Source organism: Sphingomonas sp. TZW2008 (assembly GCF_002117915.1).
Taxonomy (GTDB): Bacteria; Pseudomonadota; Alphaproteobacteria; order Sphingomonadales; family Sphingomonadaceae; genus Sphingomonas.
Genome location: NZ_BDJB01000005.1, coordinates 21,071 through 42,112 on the forward strand (window position 1 = coordinate 21,071; position 21,042 = coordinate 42,112).

General features: G+C 67.3%; 20 protein-coding genes. 10 read left to right on the plus strand and 10 right to left on the minus strand.

Features of this window, described 5'->3' with window-relative positions:
• Window positions 1–120 precede the first annotated feature (120 nt).
• From B7L05_RS05950 to B7L05_RS05960, 3 genes are read left to right on the plus strand one after another with little or no spacing between them, the layout of a single operon-like run.
• Complete coding sequence (locus B7L05_RS05950) at window positions 121–1,008, plus strand: alpha/beta fold hydrolase (RefSeq protein ID WP_085809402.1); 888 nt, start codon at window positions 121–123, stop codon at window positions 1,006–1,008.
• Between the two features lie 32 nt (window positions 1,009–1,040).
• Window positions 1,041–1,811, plus strand: a complete 771-nt coding sequence (locus B7L05_RS05955) for an SDR family oxidoreductase (protein WP_085809787.1) — start codon at window positions 1,041–1,043, stop codon at window positions 1,809–1,811.
• Window positions 1,808–2,956 carry a glycosidase gene (locus B7L05_RS05960; RefSeq protein WP_085809403.1) on the plus strand — a complete coding sequence of 383 codons (1,149 nt, stop codon included), beginning with the start codon at window positions 1,808–1,810 and terminating at the stop codon, window positions 2,954–2,956. The genes B7L05_RS05955 and B7L05_RS05960 overlap by 4 nt, the downstream gene beginning before the upstream one ends.
• A 17-nt stretch (window positions 2,957–2,973) precedes the next feature.
• Here B7L05_RS05960 and glsA read toward each other — a convergent pair whose 3' ends face one another.
• Window positions 2,974–3,945 (minus strand): glutaminase A, encoded by a 972-nt coding sequence (gene glsA, locus B7L05_RS05965; protein ID WP_218775993.1) that lies wholly within the window; start codon window positions 3,943–3,945, stop codon window positions 2,974–2,976.
• 87 nt (window positions 3,946–4,032) lie between these two features.
• On the opposite strand from glsA, the gene B7L05_RS05970 reads away from it, so the two are divergent.
• Together B7L05_RS05970 and B7L05_RS05975 are read left to right on the plus strand one after the other, a co-directional pair.
• Window positions 4,033–5,169, plus strand: coding sequence for a glycosyltransferase (locus B7L05_RS05970; protein WP_085809404.1), 1,137 nt, complete (start codon window positions 4,033–4,035; stop codon window positions 5,167–5,169).
• Window positions 5,170–5,258: 89 nt separating this feature from the next.
• Window positions 5,259–6,662: a nitronate monooxygenase family protein gene (locus B7L05_RS05975; RefSeq protein WP_085809789.1), complete on the plus strand. Its 1,404-nt coding sequence runs from the start codon at window positions 5,259–5,261 to the stop codon at window positions 6,660–6,662.
• Window positions 6,663–6,950: 288 nt separating this feature from the next.
• On the opposite strand, the gene B7L05_RS05980 is transcribed toward B7L05_RS05975, so the two are convergent.
• Complete coding sequence (locus tag B7L05_RS05980; RefSeq protein ID WP_085809405.1) at window positions 6,951–7,958, minus strand: D-glycerate dehydrogenase; 1,008 nt, start codon at window positions 7,956–7,958, stop codon at window positions 6,951–6,953.
• 123 nt (window positions 7,959–8,081) lie between these two features.
• Between B7L05_RS05980 and B7L05_RS05985 the strand changes: the two genes are divergently transcribed.
• Genes B7L05_RS05985 through B7L05_RS06000 form a run of 4 tightly spaced genes read left to right on the plus strand, consistent with a single transcriptional unit; the run spans window position 8,082 to window position 10,565 of the window.
• Entirely contained in the window at window positions 8,082–8,564 is a 483-nt protein-coding gene (locus tag B7L05_RS05985; RefSeq protein WP_256926631.1) for an SH3 domain-containing protein, read from the plus strand.
• Window positions 8,561–9,403, plus strand: a complete 843-nt coding sequence (gene nadC, locus B7L05_RS05990) for a carboxylating nicotinate-nucleotide diphosphorylase (RefSeq protein WP_085809406.1) — start codon at window positions 8,561–8,563, stop codon at window positions 9,401–9,403. Before B7L05_RS05985 ends, nadC begins: the two co-directional genes overlap by 4 nt.
• 14 nt (window positions 9,404–9,417) lie before the next feature.
• Window positions 9,418–9,858: a hypothetical protein gene (locus tag B7L05_RS05995; protein WP_085809407.1), complete on the plus strand. Its 441-nt coding sequence runs from the start codon at window positions 9,418–9,420 to the stop codon at window positions 9,856–9,858.
• The gene (locus tag B7L05_RS06000) at window positions 9,855–10,565 is read left to right on the plus strand and encodes a ribonuclease T2 (protein ID WP_085809408.1); all 711 of its coding nucleotides are present in this window, start codon (window positions 9,855–9,857) and stop codon (window positions 10,563–10,565) included. The genes B7L05_RS05995 and B7L05_RS06000 overlap by 4 nt, the downstream gene beginning before the upstream one ends.
• Window positions 10,566–10,614: 49 nt before the next feature.
• On the opposite strand, the gene B7L05_RS06005 is transcribed toward B7L05_RS06000, so the two are convergent.
• The 8 genes from B7L05_RS06005 to B7L05_RS06040 form a co-directional block, all read right to left on the minus strand.
• Window positions 10,615–11,793: a VWA domain-containing protein gene (locus B7L05_RS06005; RefSeq protein WP_085809409.1), complete on the minus strand. Its 1,179-nt coding sequence runs from the start codon at window positions 11,791–11,793 to the stop codon at window positions 10,615–10,617.
• A gap of 92 nt (window positions 11,794–11,885) precedes the next feature.
• Window positions 11,886–12,452 carry a CHAP domain-containing protein gene (locus B7L05_RS06010; RefSeq protein ID WP_085809410.1) on the minus strand — a complete coding sequence of 189 codons (567 nt, stop codon included), beginning with the start codon at window positions 12,450–12,452 and terminating at the stop codon, window positions 11,886–11,888.
• Between the two features lie 188 nt (window positions 12,453–12,640).
• Window positions 12,641–13,495, minus strand: coding sequence for a MoxR family ATPase (locus B7L05_RS06015; RefSeq protein ID WP_085809411.1), 855 nt, complete (start codon window positions 13,493–13,495; stop codon window positions 12,641–12,643).
• Between the two features lie 83 nt (window positions 13,496–13,578).
• Window positions 13,579–14,229: a DUF6975 family protein gene (locus tag B7L05_RS06020; protein WP_085809791.1), complete on the minus strand. Its 651-nt coding sequence runs from the start codon at window positions 14,227–14,229 to the stop codon at window positions 13,579–13,581.
• A gap of 64 nt (window positions 14,230–14,293) precedes the next feature.
• Window positions 14,294–15,187 (minus strand): hypothetical protein, encoded by an 894-nt coding sequence (locus B7L05_RS06025; RefSeq protein ID WP_085809412.1) that lies wholly within the window; start codon window positions 15,185–15,187, stop codon window positions 14,294–14,296.
• Window positions 15,188–15,336: 149 nt separating this feature from the next.
• Window positions 15,337–17,358 (minus strand): RNA polymerase sigma factor RpoD, encoded by a 2,022-nt coding sequence (gene rpoD, locus B7L05_RS06030; RefSeq protein ID WP_085809413.1) that lies wholly within the window; start codon window positions 17,356–17,358, stop codon window positions 15,337–15,339.
• Complete coding sequence (dnaG, locus tag B7L05_RS06035; RefSeq protein ID WP_085809414.1) at window positions 17,358–19,250, minus strand: DNA primase; 1,893 nt, start codon at window positions 19,248–19,250, stop codon at window positions 17,358–17,360. The genes rpoD and dnaG overlap by 1 nt, the downstream gene beginning before the upstream one ends.
• A gap of 31 nt (window positions 19,251–19,281) precedes the next feature.
• Window positions 19,282–19,737 carry a GatB/YqeY domain-containing protein gene (locus tag B7L05_RS06040; protein ID WP_085809415.1) on the minus strand — a complete coding sequence of 152 codons (456 nt, stop codon included), beginning with the start codon at window positions 19,735–19,737 and terminating at the stop codon, window positions 19,282–19,284.
• 95 nt (window positions 19,738–19,832) lie between these two features.
• On the opposite strand from B7L05_RS06040, the gene carA reads away from it, so the two are divergent.
• A complete protein-coding gene (gene carA, locus B7L05_RS06045; RefSeq protein ID WP_085809416.1) occupies window positions 19,833–21,008 on the plus strand; it encodes a glutamine-hydrolyzing carbamoyl-phosphate synthase small subunit in 1,176 nt (391 codons plus the stop codon).
• Window positions 21,009–21,042 lie beyond the last annotated feature (34 nt).

Sequence of the window (21,042 nt, forward strand, 5' to 3'; positions counted from 1 at the left end):
TTGCCCGGCGCGAGACAAGCCGCGGCCGCGAGCGCCGCATGAGCGAGCCGAACGGGCGTGTCGCTTGCGGGGTGAGCAACGCACGGCGATAGGGGCGCGACGCGACACGGGAGGACGGGCATGGCCGCGTGGCAAGATCTGTTTTGGTGGTCGGGAGACGGGCTGCGGCTGCACGCGCGCGACTATCCGGGCGACGGTGCCAGCGGCGGCGAGGCGTTGCCGGTACTCTGCCTGCCTGGGCTGACGCGCAACGCGCGTGACTACGACGCGCTTGCCCGCCGCCTATCGGGGCGCCGCCGCGTGCTCGCGATCGACCTGCGCGGGCGCGGTGAGAGCGCCTATGCCAAGGATCCGATGAGCTACGTCCCGCTCACCTACGCGCAGGACATCGCCGCGTTGCTCGCCGATCAGGAGATCGATCGCTTCGTCGCGGTCGGCACGTCGCTCGGCGGAATCGTGGCGATGCTGCTCGCCGGGATGCTGCCGGGGCGCATGGCGGGCGCGCTGCTCAACGATGTCGGGCCCGAGATCGAAGCCGCCGGGCTGCACCGCATCCGCGGCTATGTCGGCAAGTCGAGCGCCTGGCCGACATGGATGCACGCCGCGCGCGCGACGCAGGAGGCGAATGCCGACATCTATCCTGATTGGGGGATCGAGGAGTGGCTGGCGATGGCGAAGCGGCTCTATCGCCTCAACAGCGCCGGCCGCATCGTGCTCGACTATGACCTCAAGATCGCCGAGCCGTTCCGCGTGCCGGGGAACGAGGCGGGGCCGGACATGTGGCGCGCGCTCGCCTCGCTTGCATCCGCGCCCGTGCTGATCGTGCGCGGCGGCCGATCGGATATCCTGAGCGCCGCTACCGCCGACCGCATGGTCGCCGCGCTCCCGCAGGCCGAGCTCGTCACCTTGCCCGGCATCGGCCACGCGCCAACGCTTGCCGAGCCCGGCGTGCAGGGCGCGATCGACCGGCTGCTGGAACGCGCCGGCAAGGAACCGCCAAGCCGCTGAAACGTCGGGGCTTCGACCAGACGGGAGCCATGATGACCGACTTTTCCGACGCGCATACCGGCGCGACGCCGCTTGCCGGCCGCCGCGTCCTCGTCACCGGCGGAACGACCGGGATCGGCCGCGCGATCGCGGTGCTGCTCGCCAGCGAGGGGGCGAAGGTCTTCATCTGCGGCCGCGATCAGCAACATCTGGCCGACGCGCTCGCCCGCATCCGCGAGGTGGGTGAGGGGGACGGCCTATCGATTGACCTGGCTGAGGCGGACAATGTCGATCGGCTGTTCGCGGCGGCGACGGAGTATCTCGGCGGGCTCGACGTCGCCGTCGTCAACGCCGCGCGCCACGCCGAGGGGCTCACCGAAATGAGTGAAGCCGATCTGCGCTACGCGATCGGCAGCAACTTCACCGGCTATCTCCTGTCCGCACAGGCCGCCGCCAAGGCGATGGGCGCCTATGGTGAGGACGCAAAAGGCCAGGGCGACATCGTTCTCGTCGGTTCGATGAGCGCCTATGTCCTCGGGCCCGGCTCCACCGTCTATGCCGGGATCAAATACGGCATCCAGGGCTTCGCGATCGCGCTACGTCGCGAGCTCGGCAAGAAGGGCGTGCGTGTCTCGCTGGTCGAACCGGGCCTCACCGGCAGCGACATGGTGAAGGACGGCGAGGACCAGGTCGATCGCATCAACAAAGAAGAGATGCTGCGCGCCGAAGATATCGCGGTCGGCGTCCATTATCTGCTGACACAGCCGCGCCGCGCGGTCGTGCAGCAGATCACAATCTCGCCGCGCATGCAGGATCAGGAATGACGTTCCCGCTCGACCACCTCGTCTTTGCCCCCGACGATGTCGACCTGTCGCGCTCGCCGCTCGCCGGGCGGATCGACGAGGAGACCTACGTCCTCGGCGCGTTCAATCCGGGGATGACGCGGCTGCCCAACGGCAACCTCCTCTTGATGGTGCGGATCGCCGAGGCGCTGCGCACCCCGATCCGCGACGGTCACGTCCGCGCGATCCGCTGGGAAGGCAGTACCACCGGCGGCGGCTACACGCTCGACCCTTGGCCGCTCCAGCTCGTCGACACCGCCGATCCGCGCAAGTTCATGATGCGCGGCGGCGGGTGGAAGGTGATGGCGCTCACCTCTCTATCATGGCTGCTGCCGGTCGAGCTCGACCCCGAGGGGCGCCGCGTCGAGGCGGTCCACTACGACCATGCGATCGCGCCGCGCGCCGGCTATCAGAATTACGGCGTCGAGGATGCGCGCATCAGCCGCGTCGGCGAACGCTATTTGATGACGAGCTGCTCGGTCAGTCCGGAACGGCATTCGACCACGCTTTATACCAGCGCGGATGGCCGCGACTGGCAGCTCGAAGGCATCGTTCTCGATCACCAGAACAAGGACATGCTGATCTTCGAAGGAATGATCGGCGGCAAGTTCTGGGCACAGACGCGGCCGCTGGGCGATCTCTACTTCGCCTATCCCCCCGGCAGCGAGTGGCGCGCCGGCCCGTCGATCAACCTCGCCTCGTCGCCCGACGCCTTGCACTGGAAGCCGAGCGACCACCCCGGCATCCGACCGCACGCCGCCACCGTAGCGACGGCGCGGATGGGCGGCGGCGCGCAGCCGGTGTTGACCGAGGTCGACGGGCAGGAAGGGTGGCTGACGCTGTGGCACGGCGTCGAGCCGTCGGGCGTCGTCGGCATCTACCGCACCTATTGGACGCTGCTCGACAAGGACGAGCCGTGGCGCGCGCTCGCCACCAATCACACGGCGCTACTCGAGCCGAACCCAGCGTTGACCGAACCGCTGAAGCACCAGCTCTATCTCGATAACGTCGTCTTCACGACGGGGCTGGTCGACGGCGGGGATCACTGGATCGTGGCGAGCGGTGAGGCCGATCTCGCCTGCCGCATCACGCACATCCCCAAGACGGCGATCACCGCTCGCGGCTGATGCCCCCCGCCGCCGGCTCAGTCCAGCGGTGGTCCGAACACCGACCAGCCGGTCCGCGCGCCGAACATCTCGAGCGCGCGCACGCCGAGCATCGAATTGCCGTTCTGATCGAGATTGGGTGACCAGACCGCGATTGCGCCTCTCTCGGGCGCGACCGCGATGATGCCGCCGCCGACCCCGCTCTTCGCCGGCAAACCAACGCGTACCGCGAAATCGCCCGATCCGTCGTAATGCCCGCACGTCATCATCAGCCCGAGCAGCTTGCGCATCCGCACCGCGGTCGCCTCCGCCGCATCGTCGCTTCGCGAGCGACGGGTGCGCGCGAGGAACAGCCCTGTGCGTGCCAGTCCGCGGCAATCGAGCATGATCGCGCACTGATTGACGTACGCCTCCATCACCGCGTCGAGCGAGCCGTGGAGGTTGCCGTGATGGCGCATGAAGCTCATCATCGCACGATTGAGATCGCCGCCCTCATGTTCCGATGCCAGCACGTCCGGATTTAGCGGGACGGTGTCGCGCCCGGCATGATGGCGCACGAAATTGACCACTGCGCTCGCCTGTTCGTCGTCGCCGAGCTCTTCGACCAAGATATCGACGATCGCCAGCGCGCCGGCATTGATGAACGGATTGCGCGGGATGCCGTGCGTGCGCTCCAGATCGACGATCGAGTTGAACGGATCGCCCGACGGTTCGCGCCCGACGCGGTCGAACACCTTGTCGCCGATCGCGCACAGCGCGAGTTCGAGCGCGAATACCTTGGCGATGCTCTGTAGCGGGAAGGGTGTCGTCGCTTCGCCGGCGGAATAGATTTCGTCGTCAACGGTGGCGACGGCGATGCCGAACGCGCCGGGCGCCTTGCCTTCCTCCTTCGCATCGCCCGCTGCCTCGATCTCGGCGGCCTTGTCCGCGACCTCCGCCGCGATGTCGTCGACGATTTGCTGCACGCTCTTCTCCAATGGCTGACAACCCGAACGGGTGACGTCGGTCATGTGTCCGGCCGCCCGGGAACGCGGCTGACGCATGAATCGCGCTGGGTCTCAACGCGCGCGGCTTTTTCGCCTAGACGTCGCGGCGCCATGCCTCAGCCGATCAACATCCTGCACCTCCATTCCACCTTCGATCTCGGCGGCAAGGAGGCGCGCGCGGTGCGGCTGATGAACGCGTTCGGCGATCGTGCACGCCACACGGTCGTTTCCGGCATGGACGGCCACTATGGCGCTCGCGACCGCATCGAGCGGCACGTGAAGTACGAGATCGCGCAGGACCCGCCGCCCCTGCAGGGCCGCCCCTCGGTCCAGCGCTACGATGCGATTGCGCGCTACATGCGGTGCTTCGATCTGGTGCTGACGTACAATTGGGGCGCGATCGACGGCGTCATGGCGCGCCGCGTGTTCGGCCGCGGCGTGCCGCCGGTGGTGCATCACGAAGACGGCTTCAACGAGGATGAGGCCGGCGGGCTGAAGCGGGAGCGCAACCTTTATCGCCGCCTCGCGCTCGGCGCGGCGCGCGCGCTCGTTGTGCCCTCGACAACGCTCGAACGCATCGCGCTCGATACGTGGAAGCAGCCGCGCACCAGGGTTCACCGTATCGTCAACGGCATCGCGACCGATCTCTACACGCGTCGCCCCGAGCCGAAGGCGATCCCCGGCTTCGTCCGCAAGCCAAAGGAGATCGTGATCGGTACCGTTGCCGGCCTGCGCACCGTCAAGGATCTGCCCGCGCTGGTCCGCGCCGTAGGCGGACTTTCGGGCCGCTTTCGCCTCGTCATCGTCGGTGAGGGGCCCGATCGCATCAACATCGAGCGGACGGCGCTGGCGATGGGGATCGAGGATCAGGTCCTGCTTCCCGGCTTCCTCGACCGGCCGTATCGCTTCATGGGGCATTTCGATCTGCTCGCGCTGTCGTCGCGTTCGGAGCAATTCCCAATCGCGGTGATCGAGGCGATGGCGGCAGGGCTGCCGATCGTCGCGCCGCCGGTCGGCGACGTGCCCGCGATGGTCGCGCCGGAGAACGCGCCGTTCATCACCGATCATCCCGGCGAGATCCGCCTGCGCGACGCAATGCAGGCGCTGATCGCCGATTCCGATCTGCGCGCGCGTGTCGGCGCCGCCAACCGTCGGAAGGCGCAAGCTGAATATGACGAACAGCAGATGATCGCGCGCTACGCTGCGCTCTACGAGGCCGCGATGCGCCGGCCGGGCGCGCTGTCGTGACGCGCAAATTGCTCGCGCGCTGCAACCTTTCGGGCTAGGGCGCCTTATTCTGTCCACAATATAGGTGATCGACGCTCGTGGCATCCGCCGTGTTCAAAGGGCTTCAACCCATCAACTACGCCGGCCGCGAAGTGTGGCCGCTGGTGGAGGGCGGTAAGGGTGTGGCAGCGACGAACCACGCCTCGGCCGGGGCCTGGGCAGCGGCCGGCGGCATCGGCACGGTCAGCGCGGTCAACGCCGACAGCTACGATCCCGACGGCAAGATCATCCCGCAGATCTACCGCGCGCTCACGCGGCGCGAGCGTCACGAGGAACTGATCGCCTACGCCATCGAGGGCGCGGTGCAGCAGGTACAGCGCGCGTGGGACATCGCCGGCGGCAAGGGCGCGATCAACATCAACGTCCTGTGGGAGATGGGCGGCGCGCAGCGCGTGCTGCAGGGCGTGCTCGAGCGTACCAAGGGTCTCGTCGCGGGCGTTACCTGCGGCGCGGGCATGCCGTACAAGCTGAGCGAGATCGCCGCATCGTACAATGTCAACTATCTCCCGATCGTCTCTTCGGGCCGTGCGTTCCGCGCGCTGTGGAAGCGGGCCTATTCAAAGGTCTCGGAGCTGCTCGGCGCGGTGGTGTACGAGGATCCGTGGCTTGCCGGGGGCCACAACGGCCTGTCGAACGCCGAAGATCCGCTGAAGCCCGAGGATCCCTATCCCCGCGTCAAGGCGCTGCGCGAGACGATGCGCGAGGGCGGCATTCCGGACAGCACGCCGATCGTGATGGCCGGCGGTGTCTGGTACCTGCGTGACTGGAACAACTGGATCGACAATCCCGAGCTCGGCGCGATCGCCTTTCAGTACGGCACGCGGCCGCTGCTGACGCAGGAGAGCCCGATTCCACAGGAGTGGAAGGAACGGCTGATGACGATCGAGGAGGGTGACGTCCTGCTCCATCGCTTCTCGCCGACCGGCTTCTACTCCTCCGCCGTGCGCAATCCGTTCCTACGCAGTCTCGAAGCGCGTTCGGAGCGCCAGATCGCCTTCTCGACCCAGGAGGCGGGCGATCACGTTTTCCAGCTCGACGTCGGGGTCAAGGGCAAGAACTTCTGGGTCACCAAGGGTGATCTGATGCGCGCGCGCGAGTGGTTCGGCCACGGCTTCACCGATGCGCTGAAGACGCCGGACAACACGCTCGTGTTCGTCACCCCGCTTGAGAAGGCGGAGATCCGCAAGGACCAGGCCGATTGCATGGGCTGCCTCAGCCAATGCCTGTTCTCGAGCTGGGCGGATACGGAAACGAACTCGACTGGGCGGCTGGCCGATCCGCGCAGCTTCTGCATCCAGAAGACGCTGCAGGAGATCGCGCACGGCGGCGACACCGAGGCGAACCTGATGTTCGCCGGCCACGCGGCCTATAATTTCAAGCGCGATCCCTTCTACTCGAACGGCTTCGTGCCGACGGTGAAGCAGCTCGTCGACCGCATCCTGACCGGCGACTGAGCTGCCGGTCGGCGCGGCCGGCTATTGGTTGATCGTCCGGCGCCCTGGAAACGAGGCGTCGTCAGGGATCGCATCGGCGACGCCGCGATGATCCGCGCCACCATATGGAGCGCCTTGGACTCCCGCGCACGCAAAACGAGAGCCACAGGCGCGGGCGATCGGCACTGCCAAGGCTGACTTCTTGCCAGCACGCCGCGTGTACACTGAAGCAGCACCGTCGAAGCCTCGCAGTTCGATCGGTCTGGCGACGCAACGGCGCCAATCGGTAACGATCGGCGGCGTCCCCGATCAGGCCCAGCCTTCGAGCACCTGATCGGGCGGGCGATGGCCGTCGGCCCACATGCGGATGTTGGTGATCACCTTCTCGCCCGTCGCGAGCCGCCCCTCGTAGGTTGCCGAGCCCATGTGCGGCGTCATCACCACATTGGGCAGCGCGAGCAGCCGCGGATCGATCGCGGGCTCGTGCGCCCATACGTCGAGCCCCGCGCCGGCGAGGCGCCCTGCCTCGAGCGCGTCGACCATCGCCTCCTCGTCGACGATCCCGCCGCGGCTCGCGTTGATCAGGAACACGTGCGGTCGCAGCAGCGCGATGCGGTTCGCGTCGATCAGATTCTCGCTGTCAGCGTTGCGCGGCGTGTGGATCGTCAGGATGTCGACCCCGGCCAGCATCTCGTCGAGGTTGGGGTGCCACTGCGCCTGCAGTTCGGCCTCCACCACCTTGGGCAGTCGGTGACGGTTGTGGTAATGGATCGACAGGCCGAACGCGCGCGCGCGCCGCGCCACCGCCTGGCCGATCCGCCCCATGCCGACGATGCCCAGTGCCTTGCCGCCGATGCGATGCCCCAGCATCCCGCCGGGCGACCAGCCCTTCCACTCGCCTGAGCGCACCAATTTCTCGCCCTCCGCCAACCGCCGCGGGACGGAGACGATCAGCGCCATCGTCATGTCGGCGGTGTCCTCGGTCAGCACGCCGGGGGTGTTGGTGACGATGATGCCGCGCGCCCGCGCCGCCTTCAGGTCGATGTGGTTCACGCCCGCGCCGAAATTGGCGATCAGCTTCAGCCGCGGCCCCGCCGCCGCGATCAGCGCGGCGTCGATCGTGTCCACCACGGTGGGCACCAGCACGTCGCAGTCGCGCACCGCCGCCTCGAGCGCCGAACGGCTCATCGCCTGATCGCCGCGGTTATTGACCGTGTCGAACAGCGTATCGAGCCGATCCATCACGGCATCGGGCAGTTCGCGGGTGACGACGACGCGGGGCGTTGCCTTCGGCTTTGCGGTGCGCTGGCTGTCCATCGTGGTGCCGACTTGGCGAAGCGCCGCGCAAGCGTCAACGATCGGTTGAAGCAACGCCCCGCGCGCGGCTACAGCAGGCGCATGCGACGGGGGCAGGCAATGCGGCGAACAGGTAGCGTAATCATGGCATTGGCGGCCGCGACGCTGGCGTTCGCCGGCAGCGCCGGCAGTGCCGGCGCACAGGCAGGCAAGGACAAGCCCAAGCCGCCGTATTTCGCCTCGATCAGTGCCGGCAAGGCACGGATGCGCTCGGGCCCCGGGCGCACCTTTCCCGCAACGTGGCTCTACGTGCGTCCCGACCTGCCGATCCGCGTCGTCGACGTGTTCAAGGAATGGCGCAAGGTGGAGGATCCCGGCGGCACGCAGGGGTGGATGCTCGGCGCGCTCGTCAGCGGCACGCGCACCGCAATCGTCCAGGGCTCGGTCGTCGAACTGCGTGAGCGCCCGGCCTATGGTGCGCGCGTCCTGTGGCGCGCCGAGCCCGGCGTGGTCGGCCGCGTTAGCCAGTGCGCGCGCGGCTGGTGTCGCTTCGACGTGAAGGGGCAGGCGGGCTACGCCGAGGCTACGCGCCTGTGGGGCGTCACGCCCGACGAGACGCTGCCGTGACGGCGAGCCCCGGCTTCGATCAGGACGCCTTCGTCACCGCGACGCTGGCCGAGGATCTCGGCAACGCGGGTGACATCACCTCCGCCGCGGTAATCCCCGCCGACGCTCGCTTCGTCGCGGCGATGAATACGCGCGACGCGATCACCGTCGCGGGGCTCGCCGTCGCCGCCGCCTTCTTCCGGCGGCTCGATCCCGCCGCGGCGATCGACATACTCGTCAGCGACGGCACGCGGGCCGCACCCGGCACGCGGCTGATGACGATCGAGGGCAGCGCCCGTGCGCTGCTCACCGCCGAGCGGTCGGCGCTCAACACCGTCCAGCATCTGTCGGGGATCGCAACGCTCACTGCGCATTATGTCGCCCGGATCGCCGGCACCGGCGCGGTACTGCTCGACACGCGTAAGACGCTCCCCGGCCTTCGCCATCTGGAGAAATATGCGACACGCACCGGCGGTGCGCAGAACCACCGCATGGGCCTGTGGGATGCGGCGATGATCAAGGACAATCACGTCGCGGTCGCCGGCAGCGTCGGAGAGGCGGTGCGCCGCGCGCTTGCCGCCGGCATCGCCGAGGTGATCGTCGAGGTCGACCGCGTCGACCAAATCGAGCCCGCGCTTGCCGCCGGCGCGACGCGGCTGCTGCTCGACAACATGCTGCCCGCCGTGTTGCGCGGCGCCGTCACGCTGGTCGGCGGCCGCGTGCCGACCGAGGCATCGGGCGGCGTCAACCTCGATACGATCCGCGCCATCGCGGAGACGGGGGTCGATTTCATCAGCGTCGGCCGGCTGACGCAATCCGCCCCCGCGGCCGACATCGGCCTTGATTTCGCGCTCATCTGAAGGACCTGCGGATCGTGCTTCGCCCGCCATCGATCGTCCGCTTCGAGCAGCTGTATCTCGCTGCCGTCGTCATCGGCCTCGCCAATACCGGGTTCGGCTGGGCACAGTCGTTGCGCGGTTTCGCGCGCAACCCGATGCTCGCCGAGATGACGTGGCTGTTGCCCACGCTCGTCGCCGTCGGCCTCGTGCTTCGGCTGACGCTCTGGTACTTCACCGCGCGTCGACCGAGCCTCGTCGCCAAGTGGATCGTCGTCGCGCTCGCCGCGATCGCGGCTGTCGGGCTGCTGCTGCTCCTGTTTGCGCTGGCAAGCGGATCGTCGCCGTCGCTGGCGGCGACGATCACCGGTGCCCTGTCTGGCGTGCTTCACATCGCCGCGGCGGCCTATCTCTTCCGCGACGACGCGCGGCAATGGTTCGGCGAAGCCGCCGACGACGATCTGGAGAACGAAGAATGATCCGCGCCGCCTTTGCCGTGTCGATGCTGCTGCCGGGGGTGGCGACCGCGCAGGCGCTGCAATGTTCGGTATCGCCAAATACCGCGCTGTCGGTCCGTCCCGATCTGCCCAGCGAGCGCGAGCCGCAGCGGTTGCTGCCGATCGGCCATTACACGCTCGCGATCAGCTGGGCGCCGCAATATTGCCGCAACAAGCAGGACGATCCGCGCGCCAGCTTCCAGTGCGGCGGCGACAATCGCTTCGGCTTTGTCCTCCACGGCCTGTGGCCCGATGGCGTCGGCAAGGAGTGGCCGCAATATTGCAAATCCACGCCGCTGCTCTCCCCGGCGACGATCCGCACGAACCTGTGCGCCACGCCCTCGGCGCAGCTCCTCCAGCACGAATGGGCGAAACACGGCACGTGCATGGCGGGTGAGACACCGGAGAGCTATTTTGGGCGCTCCACCGGGCTCTACCGCAAGCTGCGCTATCCCGACATGATGGGTCTGTCGCGCCGCCCGCTCACTGCCGGGCGCTTCGCGCAGGCGTTCGCGCGCGTGAACCCCGGTATGCGCCCCGACATGATGCGCGTCACCACGACGCGCGAGGGCTGGCTCGACGAGCTGTGGATCTGCATGGATAAGAGCTTCCGCTACGCGCGCTGCCCGGCACACCAGGGCGGCGTCGCGCCGAGCGCCAAGCTGCGCATCTGGCGCGGGCGCCGCTGATCGGCGGCGCGAACCGCCCCCGCAACGCTAGCGGGGGCGAGCATCGGGGCTAGCGTTTGCGCGTCAGCTCGCGCATCGCATCGTCGAGCCCGGCGAGCGACAGCGGGTACATGCGGTCGTTCATCAGCTCACGGATCACCTTCACCGATTGCGAATAGCCCCATTGCGCCTGCGCGACGGGGTTCAGCCAAACCGCGGCGGGATAGGTGGTGGTCAGACGCTGCATCCACACCGCGCCCGATTCCTCGTTGAAATGCTCGACCGAGCCGCCGGGGTGCGTGATCTCGTACGGGCTCATCGAAGCGTCGCCGACGAACACCAGCTTATAATCGTGCGGGAACTTGTGCAGGACGTCCCACATCGGCGTCCGCTCGGAGAAGCGGCGCTTGTTGTCCTTCCACACGCCCTCGTACGGGCAATTGTGAAAGTAGAAGAATTCGAGGTTCTTGAACTCGCTGGTTGCCGCGGAGAACAGCTCCTCGCACAGCTTGACGAATGGGTCCATCGATCCGCCGACGTCAAGGAACAGCAGCAGCTTCACCGCATTGCGGCGCTCGGCACGCATGCGGATGTCGAGCCAACCCTGCCGCGCAGTGCCGTCGATCGTGCCGTCGATGTCGAGCTCGTCCTGCGCGCCCTCGCGCGCGAACTTGCGCAGCCGGCGCAGCGCGATCTTGATGTTGCGAGTGCCGAGTTCTTTGGTGTTGTCGAGATTGCGGAACTCGCGCTGGTCCCACACCTTCAGCGCGCGCTTCTGCTTCGATTCGCCGCCGATCCTGACGCCCTCGGGATTGTAGCCCGAGTTGCCGAACGGGCTGGTGCCGCCGGTGCCGATCCACTTGTTGCCGCCCTGGTGGCGCTTCTGCTGCTCTTCGAGCCGCTTCTTCAGCGTCTCCATGATCTCGTCCCACGAGCCGAGCGACTTGATCGCTTCCATTTCCTCTGGCGTCAGGAACTTGTCCGCGACCGCCTTCAGCCAGTCGGCCGGGATCTCGGCGCCCTCCTGCGCAAAGCTCGTCTCGATCCCTTTGAAGACCTTGGCGAACACCTGATCGAACTTGTCGAGCAGCCCCTCGTCCTTCACGTACACCGCGCGCGACAGATAGTAGAAATCCTCGGGCGTGCGGTCGATCACCTCGTGCTGCAGCGCCTCGAGCAGCAGCAGATGCTCCTTCATGCTGGCGGGGATGCCGGCGACGCGTAGCTCGTCGAGGAAGTTCAGGAACATCGGCTCTCCGCCCTATCGTCTGCTTTGACGACGGCTGATGCCAGAACCGCGCCGAAGCGGCCAGCCTGAACTTCGGGTATGGTGCAGGCAGTTCAGCGGCGGGCCGCGGCGGCGCCGGCGCCGGGCACGTAGGCGTCGATGAGTGCGCCGACGTAATCGGGGTCGCGCCCCGTCAGCTCCGCGGCGGGGCGGGCAGGGGAGTAGATGAAACCGTGTACGCGATACGTCGTCCCGCCCAGCCCGTCGGCATCGCGGTACCACACCTTCACCTCGCTCCAGTCGTTGCGCTTGCTGACGTCGAACACCGTCACGTCCTGCTCGGCATGGCCGCGCACGCCGTTCTGCCGCGACCAATTGGCGTGCGTCAGCATCAGCACGCGATCCTCGACGATCCGGCTGACAACTGCGACATGGCCGAGCGGCAGCCGCGCTTGCTTGGCGAAGGCGATGACCGAACCGACGACTGGCTTCTCACCGCGGCGATACTTGCCGTCAGCCTGGTCCCACCAGGTCCAGGCATCGCCGTAGATCTGGATGCCCGATGCCTGCCGCGCGAACGGCACGCACTGACCAACATAGTCGAGCAGCGATCGGGCCTGCGCCGGGGCGGAGAGCAAACACGCAAACGCTGCGACGATAGCGAGGGGGGAGCGCTTCATCACCCCGCGAACCTACCCCCGCCCGGCTGAGCGGCAGGTTGCGTGTCATGGTTAGCGAAGCGTTAGCGCGCCCTCGTAGGAGCGGCACCGCGAGCGTAACGATCGTGGTTTGCGATCAACGGGTTACGCGAATCGGTTGGCTGGGGGGGGGGCGGCGCGTCGATTCCCTGCGCCGCCCGCCGGTACGATCAGTTCTTGTTCGCCTGCCGCTTGGCCATGAACGCCAGCCGCTCGAACAGCATCACGTCCTGCTCGTTCTTGAGCAGCGCGCCGTGCAGCGGCGGGATCGCCTTGGTCGGATCGCGGTTCTGCAGCACGTCGAGCGGCATGTCCTCGTGCAGCAGCAGCTTGAGCCAATCGAGCAGCTCGCTGGTCGACGGCTTTTTCTTCAGGCCCGGCACGTCGCGCACGTCGTAGAAGATATCCATCGCCTTGCTGACGAGCATCTTCTGAATGCCGGGGAAATGGACGTCGACGATCGCCTGCATCGTCTCGCGGTCAGGGAATTTGATATAGTGGAAGAAGCAGCGGCGCAGGAACGCGTCGGGCAGTTCCTTTTCGTTGTTCGACGTGATGACGACGATCGGGCGCTCGGCCGCGCGCACCGTCTCCTTCGTCTCGTAGACGTGGAACTCCATCCGATCGAGTTCCTGCAGCAGATCGTTCGGGAATTCGATGTCGGCCTTGTCGATCTCGTCGATCAGCAGCACGGGCAGCTCGGGCGCGGTGAATGCCTCCCACAATTTGCCCTTGCGGATGTAGTTGCCGATGTCGTGCACGCGCTCGTCGCCGAGCTGGCCGTCGCGCAGGCGAGCGACCGCATCATATTCGTACAGGCCCTGCTGCGCCTTGGTCGTCGACTTGACGTTCCACTCGATCAGCGGCGCGCCCGTCGCCTTGGCGATCTCATAGGCAAGGACGGTCTTGCCGGTGCCGGGTTCCCCCTTCACCAGCAGCGGCCGGCGCAGCGAGACGGCGGCATTCACCGCGACTTTTAGATCATCGGTCGCGACGTAGCTCTGCGTACCTTCGAAACGCTTCATGCCCTCACCCCGTCTTCTTCGAATATCGGGTAGGGCGATGCGGGAATTTTGGCCGCGGTGCAAGCGGCGCTGCGTCGCCTGCGTCAGTCGGTGCGCGCACTCGCGCGGGCGTCGAGCAGGTGCCACAGCCCGCGATGCTGCGCGACGAGTTGCTGCGCGCCGAAGCGCATCGCGCGTTCCGCCGCCGGGGTTGTCGCCGCACGATCGGCGATGCGTGCGATATCGGCGAGCCGCGGCAGCGTGCTCGGCGCGATCGGCGTGCTGGCGCGCTCGGCGGCGGCGTCGAACATCGGGCGGATGCGCTGCCAGTCGGCGAGGAAGGCAAGCGCCGCGCCGACGGCGCAGCCCAACCGATCCGATCGCGCCAGCGTCGCCAGTGCGTGGCGTTGCCCGATAATTGCAGTCGTCGCCTCCGTCTGCCCTGGCGTCGATGGGACCGGCCCAATCGCGACGGTAAGCGCGATCAGCCGCTCGCGCTCCTGATCGAAGGCGAGCGCGGCGTCGCCGAGCCACAGGCGCACGTCCGCGTCAGCGGTCGCCGCCCGCGCCAGCGCGACGATGCTCGGCGCGGTGCCGTGCAGGCTGCAGAAGGCGTGAACTGCATCGGCGAGATCGCGTCCACTCGCGCCCGGCTGCATCATTCGCCGGGCATGCGCGGCGGAAAGGCTGCCGTCGTCGGTAACGATGTCGACGATCGACGGGCCCAGCGCTGTGGAACCTGCACTGGAAATCATCGACACGCCCATTTCCCCAAACCGGTGAGCGAGCGGTTTACAGGCAGGGGTGTAAAGAGGGAGTTTATGCCCTCCCGTCGTTCGGCACGATGACGGCGGACACCCCGGTGATGCGCCCGCCCGCGGTCAGCGGCACGAGCCCGATCGTCGACGGCGATATCGCGGCGCCGCCGACGAGGAGGGAGGCCGAGAGCGACATCGCTGCACCCTGCTCGATCACGGCTTCCAGCGCATCGCCGACGCGCGTGCGATCGGCGACCGCGATCAGCGATACCAGCCGGGCCGCGGCAAGCGCGTCGAGCGTCGCCCCGGTCAGCGCGGCCAGTGCCGGGGTGGGCTCCTCGATCCGGCCGCGAAGGTTGAGGCTGACGGCGGCCGACCGCGTCGCGGCGAGCGCGGCCGACAGCGCCTCGTGTCGCTCGCGCCAGCGCTGCCCCTCCTCGGTCGTCGTCGTGTCAGCGATCTGGACGACGCATCCCTCGGGCGTCGCGATCACGGTGCAGGCGAGGCGCCGGTCCGCAACGCGCGGCGAGCGGCACTCGATCGTTTCCGTCTCGCCCGATGCAAGGACGCGGCGCACGGTGGCGGGCAGTGTCGTATCGCCCGGCGCGGCGCAGCCGGTGATCGGCTGGCCCGCGCTCGCCGCGGCCCCGAAATAGCGTCGCGCGCCGCGGCTCGCACCGGTGATGACGAGGTCGCGATCCGTCACCAGCATGATCGTCTCGACGACATCGAGCAGCGTGTCGCCCGAGGTGTCGGCGGACGCGGCCGCGAAATGCGGCGTGCACAGGGCGTCCATCACGTCGAGCGACGTGAGCACCAGCCGCGGGCGCCCGCGATGCAAGATATAGACCGGCGCGCGCGTCGCCCGCTCCTGCCAGACGCCGAAATGGCGGACGAGATCGGAGGCGGTGACGCGCTGTTCGGCGCCGGGTTGCGCGGGCGAGAGACTGACCATGCGCCCGTTTCGCCAAACCCTCGTCACGGCGACAACCGATCAGCGTCGGAGCGGATCAACCCGCAGCTTTTAGGCCCGAAACGAAGGTTCCGATCACTAGGTGGCGTAAGACGGACGGCGTGATGGATCGCGCCGCCGCGCCTTGCCCCTTACTGGTCGAGGAAGCTGCGCATCTTTCGGCTGCGGCTCGGATGCTTCAACTTGCGCAGCGCCTTCGCCTCGATCTGGCGGATGCGCTCGCGCGTCACGCTGAACTGCTGGCCGACCTCTTCCAGCGTATGATCGGTGTTCATGCCGATGCCAAAGCGCATCCGCAGCACGCGCTCCTCACGCGGCGTTAGGCTGGCGAGGACACGGGTAACCGTTTCCTTGAGGTTCGCCTGGATTGCAGCGTCGACCGGGATGACGGCGTTCTTGTCTTCGATGAAATCGCCGAGGTGCGAATCTTCCTCGTCGCCGATCGGCGTCTCGAGGCTGATCGGCTCTTTGGCGATCTTCATCACCTTGCGCACCTTCTCCAGCGGCATGGAAAGGCGCTCAGCCATCTCCTCCGGGGTCGGCTCGCGACCCTGCTCGTGCAGGAACTGGCGGCTGGTGCGCACCAGCTTGTTGATCGTCTCGATCATGTGAACCGGAATGCGGATCGTGCGCGCCTGATCGGCGATCGAGCGGGTGATCGCCTGACGGATCCACCACGTGGCGTAGGTCGAGAACTTGTAGCCGCGGCGATACTCGAACTTGTCCACCGCCTTCATCAGGCCGATGTTGCCCTCCTGGATGAGATCCAGGAACTGCAGCCCGCGGTTGGTATATTTCTTGGCGATCGAGATCACGAGGCGCAGGTTCGCCTCGACCATCTCCTTCTTGGCGATCCGCGCCTCGCGCTCGCCCTTCTGCACCATGTTGACGATACGGCGGAACTCGATCAGCGCCATGCCGGTCTGCTGCGAGATCTCCGCAATCTCGGTGCGGATACGGTCGACCGCCGCCGCCTCGTTGGTGGCGAACGCCGTCCACTTCTTGTCGAGCCCGTTGACGCTCGCGAGGAACGTATCGTCAAGCTCATGGCCCATGTAGCGGTCGAGGAAGTCCTTGCGGTTCACCTTGTGGCGCTCGGCGAGGCGCAGCATCTGCCCGCCCAGCGCGGTGAGGCGCCGGTTGTAGCTGTAGAGCTGGTCGACGAGATACTCGATCTTGGCGTTGTGGAACTGGACGCTCTCGACCTCCGCGGTCAGCTCCTCGCGCAGCTTCTGATACTTGCGCTCGTCCGCCGCGGTCAGCTCGGTCCCGCCGCCCATCGCGTCGAGCCGGCCCTGCTGCATCTTGGAGAATTTCTTGTAGATTGCCGTGATGTTGGCAAACTTCTCAAGCGCCATCGGCTTGAGCGTCTCCTCCATCTGCGCGAGGCTGAGGGTATTGTCCTCTTCCTCGTCGTCCGACGGCCGCGGTGTGCGGCGCTCGGTCAGCTCGTCGTCCTCATCGGCCGACGCTTCCTCGGGCTCTTCCTCTTCCTTAAAGCTGGTGCCCGCGGTCTTCTCGCTGATCTCGCCGCTGTCCTCCTCGGCGCCCTCGACCTGCTCGGCGGACGGCCCCTTCGACAGCATCGCGTCGAGATCGAGGATCTCACGCAGCTGCATCGTGCCTTCGTTGAGCTGCGTCGACCAGTCGATGATCGCGTTGAACGTAATGGGCGATTCGCACAGCCCCATGATCATCGTGTCGCGGCCGGCCTCGATGCGCTTGGCGATCGCGATCTCACCCTCGCGGCTGAGCAGCTCGACGGCGCCCATCTCGCGCAGGTACATGCGCACCGGATCGTCGGTGCGATCAACGGTTTCCTTTTTCTTCTCGGGCGCGGGCGCATTATCCTGGTCCGCGTCGACGGTCTCGACCTCGTCCTCGGCCTGCTCTTCGCTCTCGCCGTCCTCGCCCGCTTCCTCGTTCTCGACGATATTGACGCCCATCTCGTTCAGCGCGGACATCACGTCCTCGAGCTGATCGGACGACATCTGATCCTGCGGCAGCGCGGCGTTCAGCTGATCATAGGTGATGTACCCGCGCTTCTTGGCACGAGCGACCAGCTTCTTTATGTCCGCGTCATTGAGATCGATCAGCGGGGCATCGGCCACTTCCGCGCCTTCGTCTGCACCGCTACCGTTCACCTTCGCCATCAATCGTCCTCGGCATCAAAAGCGCGGGCGTCTTCGTTCGACTGCACCAGATTTGCAAGTCGAAGCTCCAACGCCTGTTTTTCCCTCACCAGCGCGACTTGCCGTTCGAACGCTTCGTCGGTGAAGCGCGCCTGCATGGCACTTGTCGCGTCGGCCAACGCCGCATCCACTTCGGGCCGCGTGACGAGGATAGCGATCGCCTCGTCCAAGTCTTCCCTGGCGCGCGTCACATCCCCCGTCGGTTGGGTGAAGGAATAGGGCATCGTATCGGCTCTCAGCAGATCACGGGCGACTGCCTCGAAACCGCTTTGTGCCAATATGGTAACGAGGCGCGCGCTATCAAGCGTCTGATCCTGCAGCGCGCGATCCTCGAGTGCGACGTCGACCACCGCCTCGAACAATCGGCCGAGCGCGCCGTCCGCCATCCTGAGCGATCCGAGCACCTCGACGTGCCGGGCGATCTCCACCGGATGGCGGATCAGTCCGGCGAGCACCGCCTTGGCCAGCACGCGATCGATCCCTGCGGCGCGTACCTCCTTGGCGTCCTCGGTGACGGGGGGCGGGGGGGGCGACCATTTCTGCCCCGGCTTGCGCGGGACGAACGGCTGCCGCGGCTCGAACGCGCGGCGCGGCGCGGCGGCGAACTGCTCGTCGTACCGGCGGCGGAACTCGCTGTGATATTCCGACCGGACCACTGGGTCGCCGATCGATTTCGCCAGTTCGGCCAGACGCCCGCGCAGCCCGGCGCGCTCCTCGGGCGTCGTCAGCGGCTCGGCCGCCACCTCGTGCGACCACAGCCGATCGACGAGCGGCGTCGCCTCGCGCACCAGCGCCTCGAACGCGCCCGCGCCCTTGGCGCGCACCAGATCGTCGGGATCCAGCCCGTCGCGCAGCGTCACGAAGCGGAGGCTGCGACCCGGGGCGAGCATCGGGAGCGCACGGTGCGCGGCGCGCATCGCCGCCTTCTGCCCCGCGGCATCGCCGTCGAAGCAGAGCGTCGGCACGTCGGCGATCCGCCACAGCCGCTCTAGTTGATGCTCGGTCAGCGCGGTGCCGAGCGGTGCGACCGTCTCGCCGATCCCCGCCTGAGCGAGCGCGATCGCATCCATATAGCCCTCGACGACGAAGACCCGGTCCGACTTGCGCGCGGCGGGCAGCGCGCGATCAAGGTTGTAGAGCGTGCGCCCCTTGTCGAACAGCGGCGTGTCGGGGGAGTTCAGATACTTCGGCTCTCCGTCGCCGATGATCCGTCCGCCGAACGCGATCACCCGCCCGCGCTGGTCGCGGATCGGGATCATAAGCCGACCGCGGAAGCGATCGTACGGCTCCTTGCCGTCGACGCTGATCAGCAGCCCCGCCTCGATCAGCATCGCGTCGCCGAACTGTTTCAGCGCGGCGCGCAGCTTGCCGCGTGTGTCGGGCGCAAAACCGAAGCCGAAGGCGCGCGCCGTCGCGGTCGATATGCCGCGCCGGTCAAGCAATTCGCGCGCCGCGGCCCCCTCCAGGCCCCCCAATTGACCGGCGAACCACTCGCTCGCCGCCTGCATCACGCCGTGCAGCGACAGCGCTTTTTCCGCCCGCTCGGCCGATCTCTTGTCGGGCGCGGGCACGTCCATCCCCGCCGCCTGCGCCAGTTCCTTCACCGCATCGATGAACGGCAGCCCGCGCTGATCGGTCATCCAGCGGATCGCGTCGCCGTGCGCCGAGCAGCCGAAACAGTGGTAGAAGCCCTTGTCGTCGTTGACGTAGAAGCTCGGCGTCTTCTCGTTATGGAACGGGCAGCAACCCTTGTACTCGCGCCCCGCCTTAGTCAGCTTCGTCGTCTTGCCGATTAACGCGCTCAGCGAGGTGCGCGCGCGCAATTCGTCGAGGAATGCGGGGCTCAGCGACATAGACTGTCTGTTTCGGGCCGGTGCTCCACGGTCAGCCCGCCAGTGCCGCCTTCACCAGCCCGCTCGCCTTCGACATGTCGAGCACGCTGCCATGGCGCCCCTTCAACTCGGCCATGACACGGCCCATGTCCTTCATGCCCGCCGCGCCGATCTCCGTCTTGATCGCCTCGATCGCGGCGCGCGTCTCCGCCTCGTCCATCTGCCGCGGCAGGAACCGGTCGATCACTGCCACTTCGGCCTCTTCCGCCGCCGCCAGCTCCTCGCGCCCGCCCTTGCGATACATCTCGATCGATTCGCTGCGCTGCTTCTTCATCTTCTGCAGCACCTCAACGACGAGCGTATCGTCGTCCGGGGGCGTCGCCTGCGTACGCACTTCGATGTCGCGGTTCTTGATCGCCGCCTGGATCAGGCTGATCGCCGCGCGGGCTTCCTTGTCGCCGGCCTTCATAGCGGCGATCTGGGCTTGCTTGATGTCGTCTCGAATCATGGTGCGGCGGCCCATATCAGATTGACGCGGCGGGGGGGCGGGTTTAGCGCGCCGCTCTTAACACACATCGCCGATCACCCAGGAGTGCCCGCCCCATGGCCGACGCCAAGCCCTCGCACGCGCCTCAACCCGACGGCGCCACCGGCGCCCTCGTGCTGGCGTCCGGCGACGTTCTGTGGGGGCGCGGCTTCGGCGCGGAAGGGCAGGCGGTCGGCGAGGTGTGCTTCCACACCGCGATGACCGGCTATCAGGAGATTATGACCGATCCCTCCTTCGCCGGGCAGATCATCACTTTCACCTTTCCGCATATCGGCAACGTCGGCGCGAACCCCGACGACGTCGAGGCGGACGAGCCGCACGCGCTGGGTATGATCGTACGCGAGGACGTGACCGCGCCGTCGAACTTCCGCGCGGTGGAGCGGCTCGACGGGTGGATGAAGCGGCACGCGCGCATCGGCCTGTCCGGTATCGACACCCGCGCGCTAACGCGGCGCATCCGGCAGGGCGGCGCGCCCAACGGCGTCATCGCACATTCCGCGAGCGGCACGTTCGACATCGATTTCCTACTTGAGTTGGCGCGCGCTTGGCCAGGTCTCGAGGGCATGGACCTTGCCAAGCAGGTGACGCGCGAGACGCACGGTAGCTGGGGCGAGGATCGCGCGGGTGGCATCTGGCGGCTCGGCTTCGGCTACGGCGACAGCGTGGACGACGATCGCCCGCACGTCGTCGCGATCGATTACGGCAGCAAGCACAACATCTTCCGCAATCTGGCGCAGGCCGGCGCGAAGGTGTCGGTCGTCCCGGCGGAGGCGAGCTACGACACGATCATGGCGCTGCAGCCTGACGGCATCTTCCTGTCGAACGGGCCGGGCGATCCGGCGGCGACTGGCGAGTATGCCGTGCCGGTGATCCGCCAGCTTTTGGATACGGGCAAGCCGATGTTCGGCATCTGCCTCGGCCACCAGCTGCTCGGACTGGCAGTCGGCGCGCGCACGACCAAGATGTTCCAGGGCCATCGCGGCGCGAACCATCCGGTCAAGCGCCTCGCCGATGGCGTGGTCGAGATCACCAGCATGAACCACGGTTTCGCGGTCGAGCGCGAGAGCCTGCCGGCGAACGTGCGCGAAACGCATGTCTCGCTGTTCGATGGTAGCAACGCCGGGCTGGAGCTGACCGACAAGCCCGCGTTCAGCGTGCAATATCACCCGGAGGCAAGCCCGGGACCGCAGGACAGCCTGTATCTATTCGCGCGCTTCGTCGGCTCGCTGTGATAATGGAGGTGATGGCCGCCGGGCGAACCCGCCG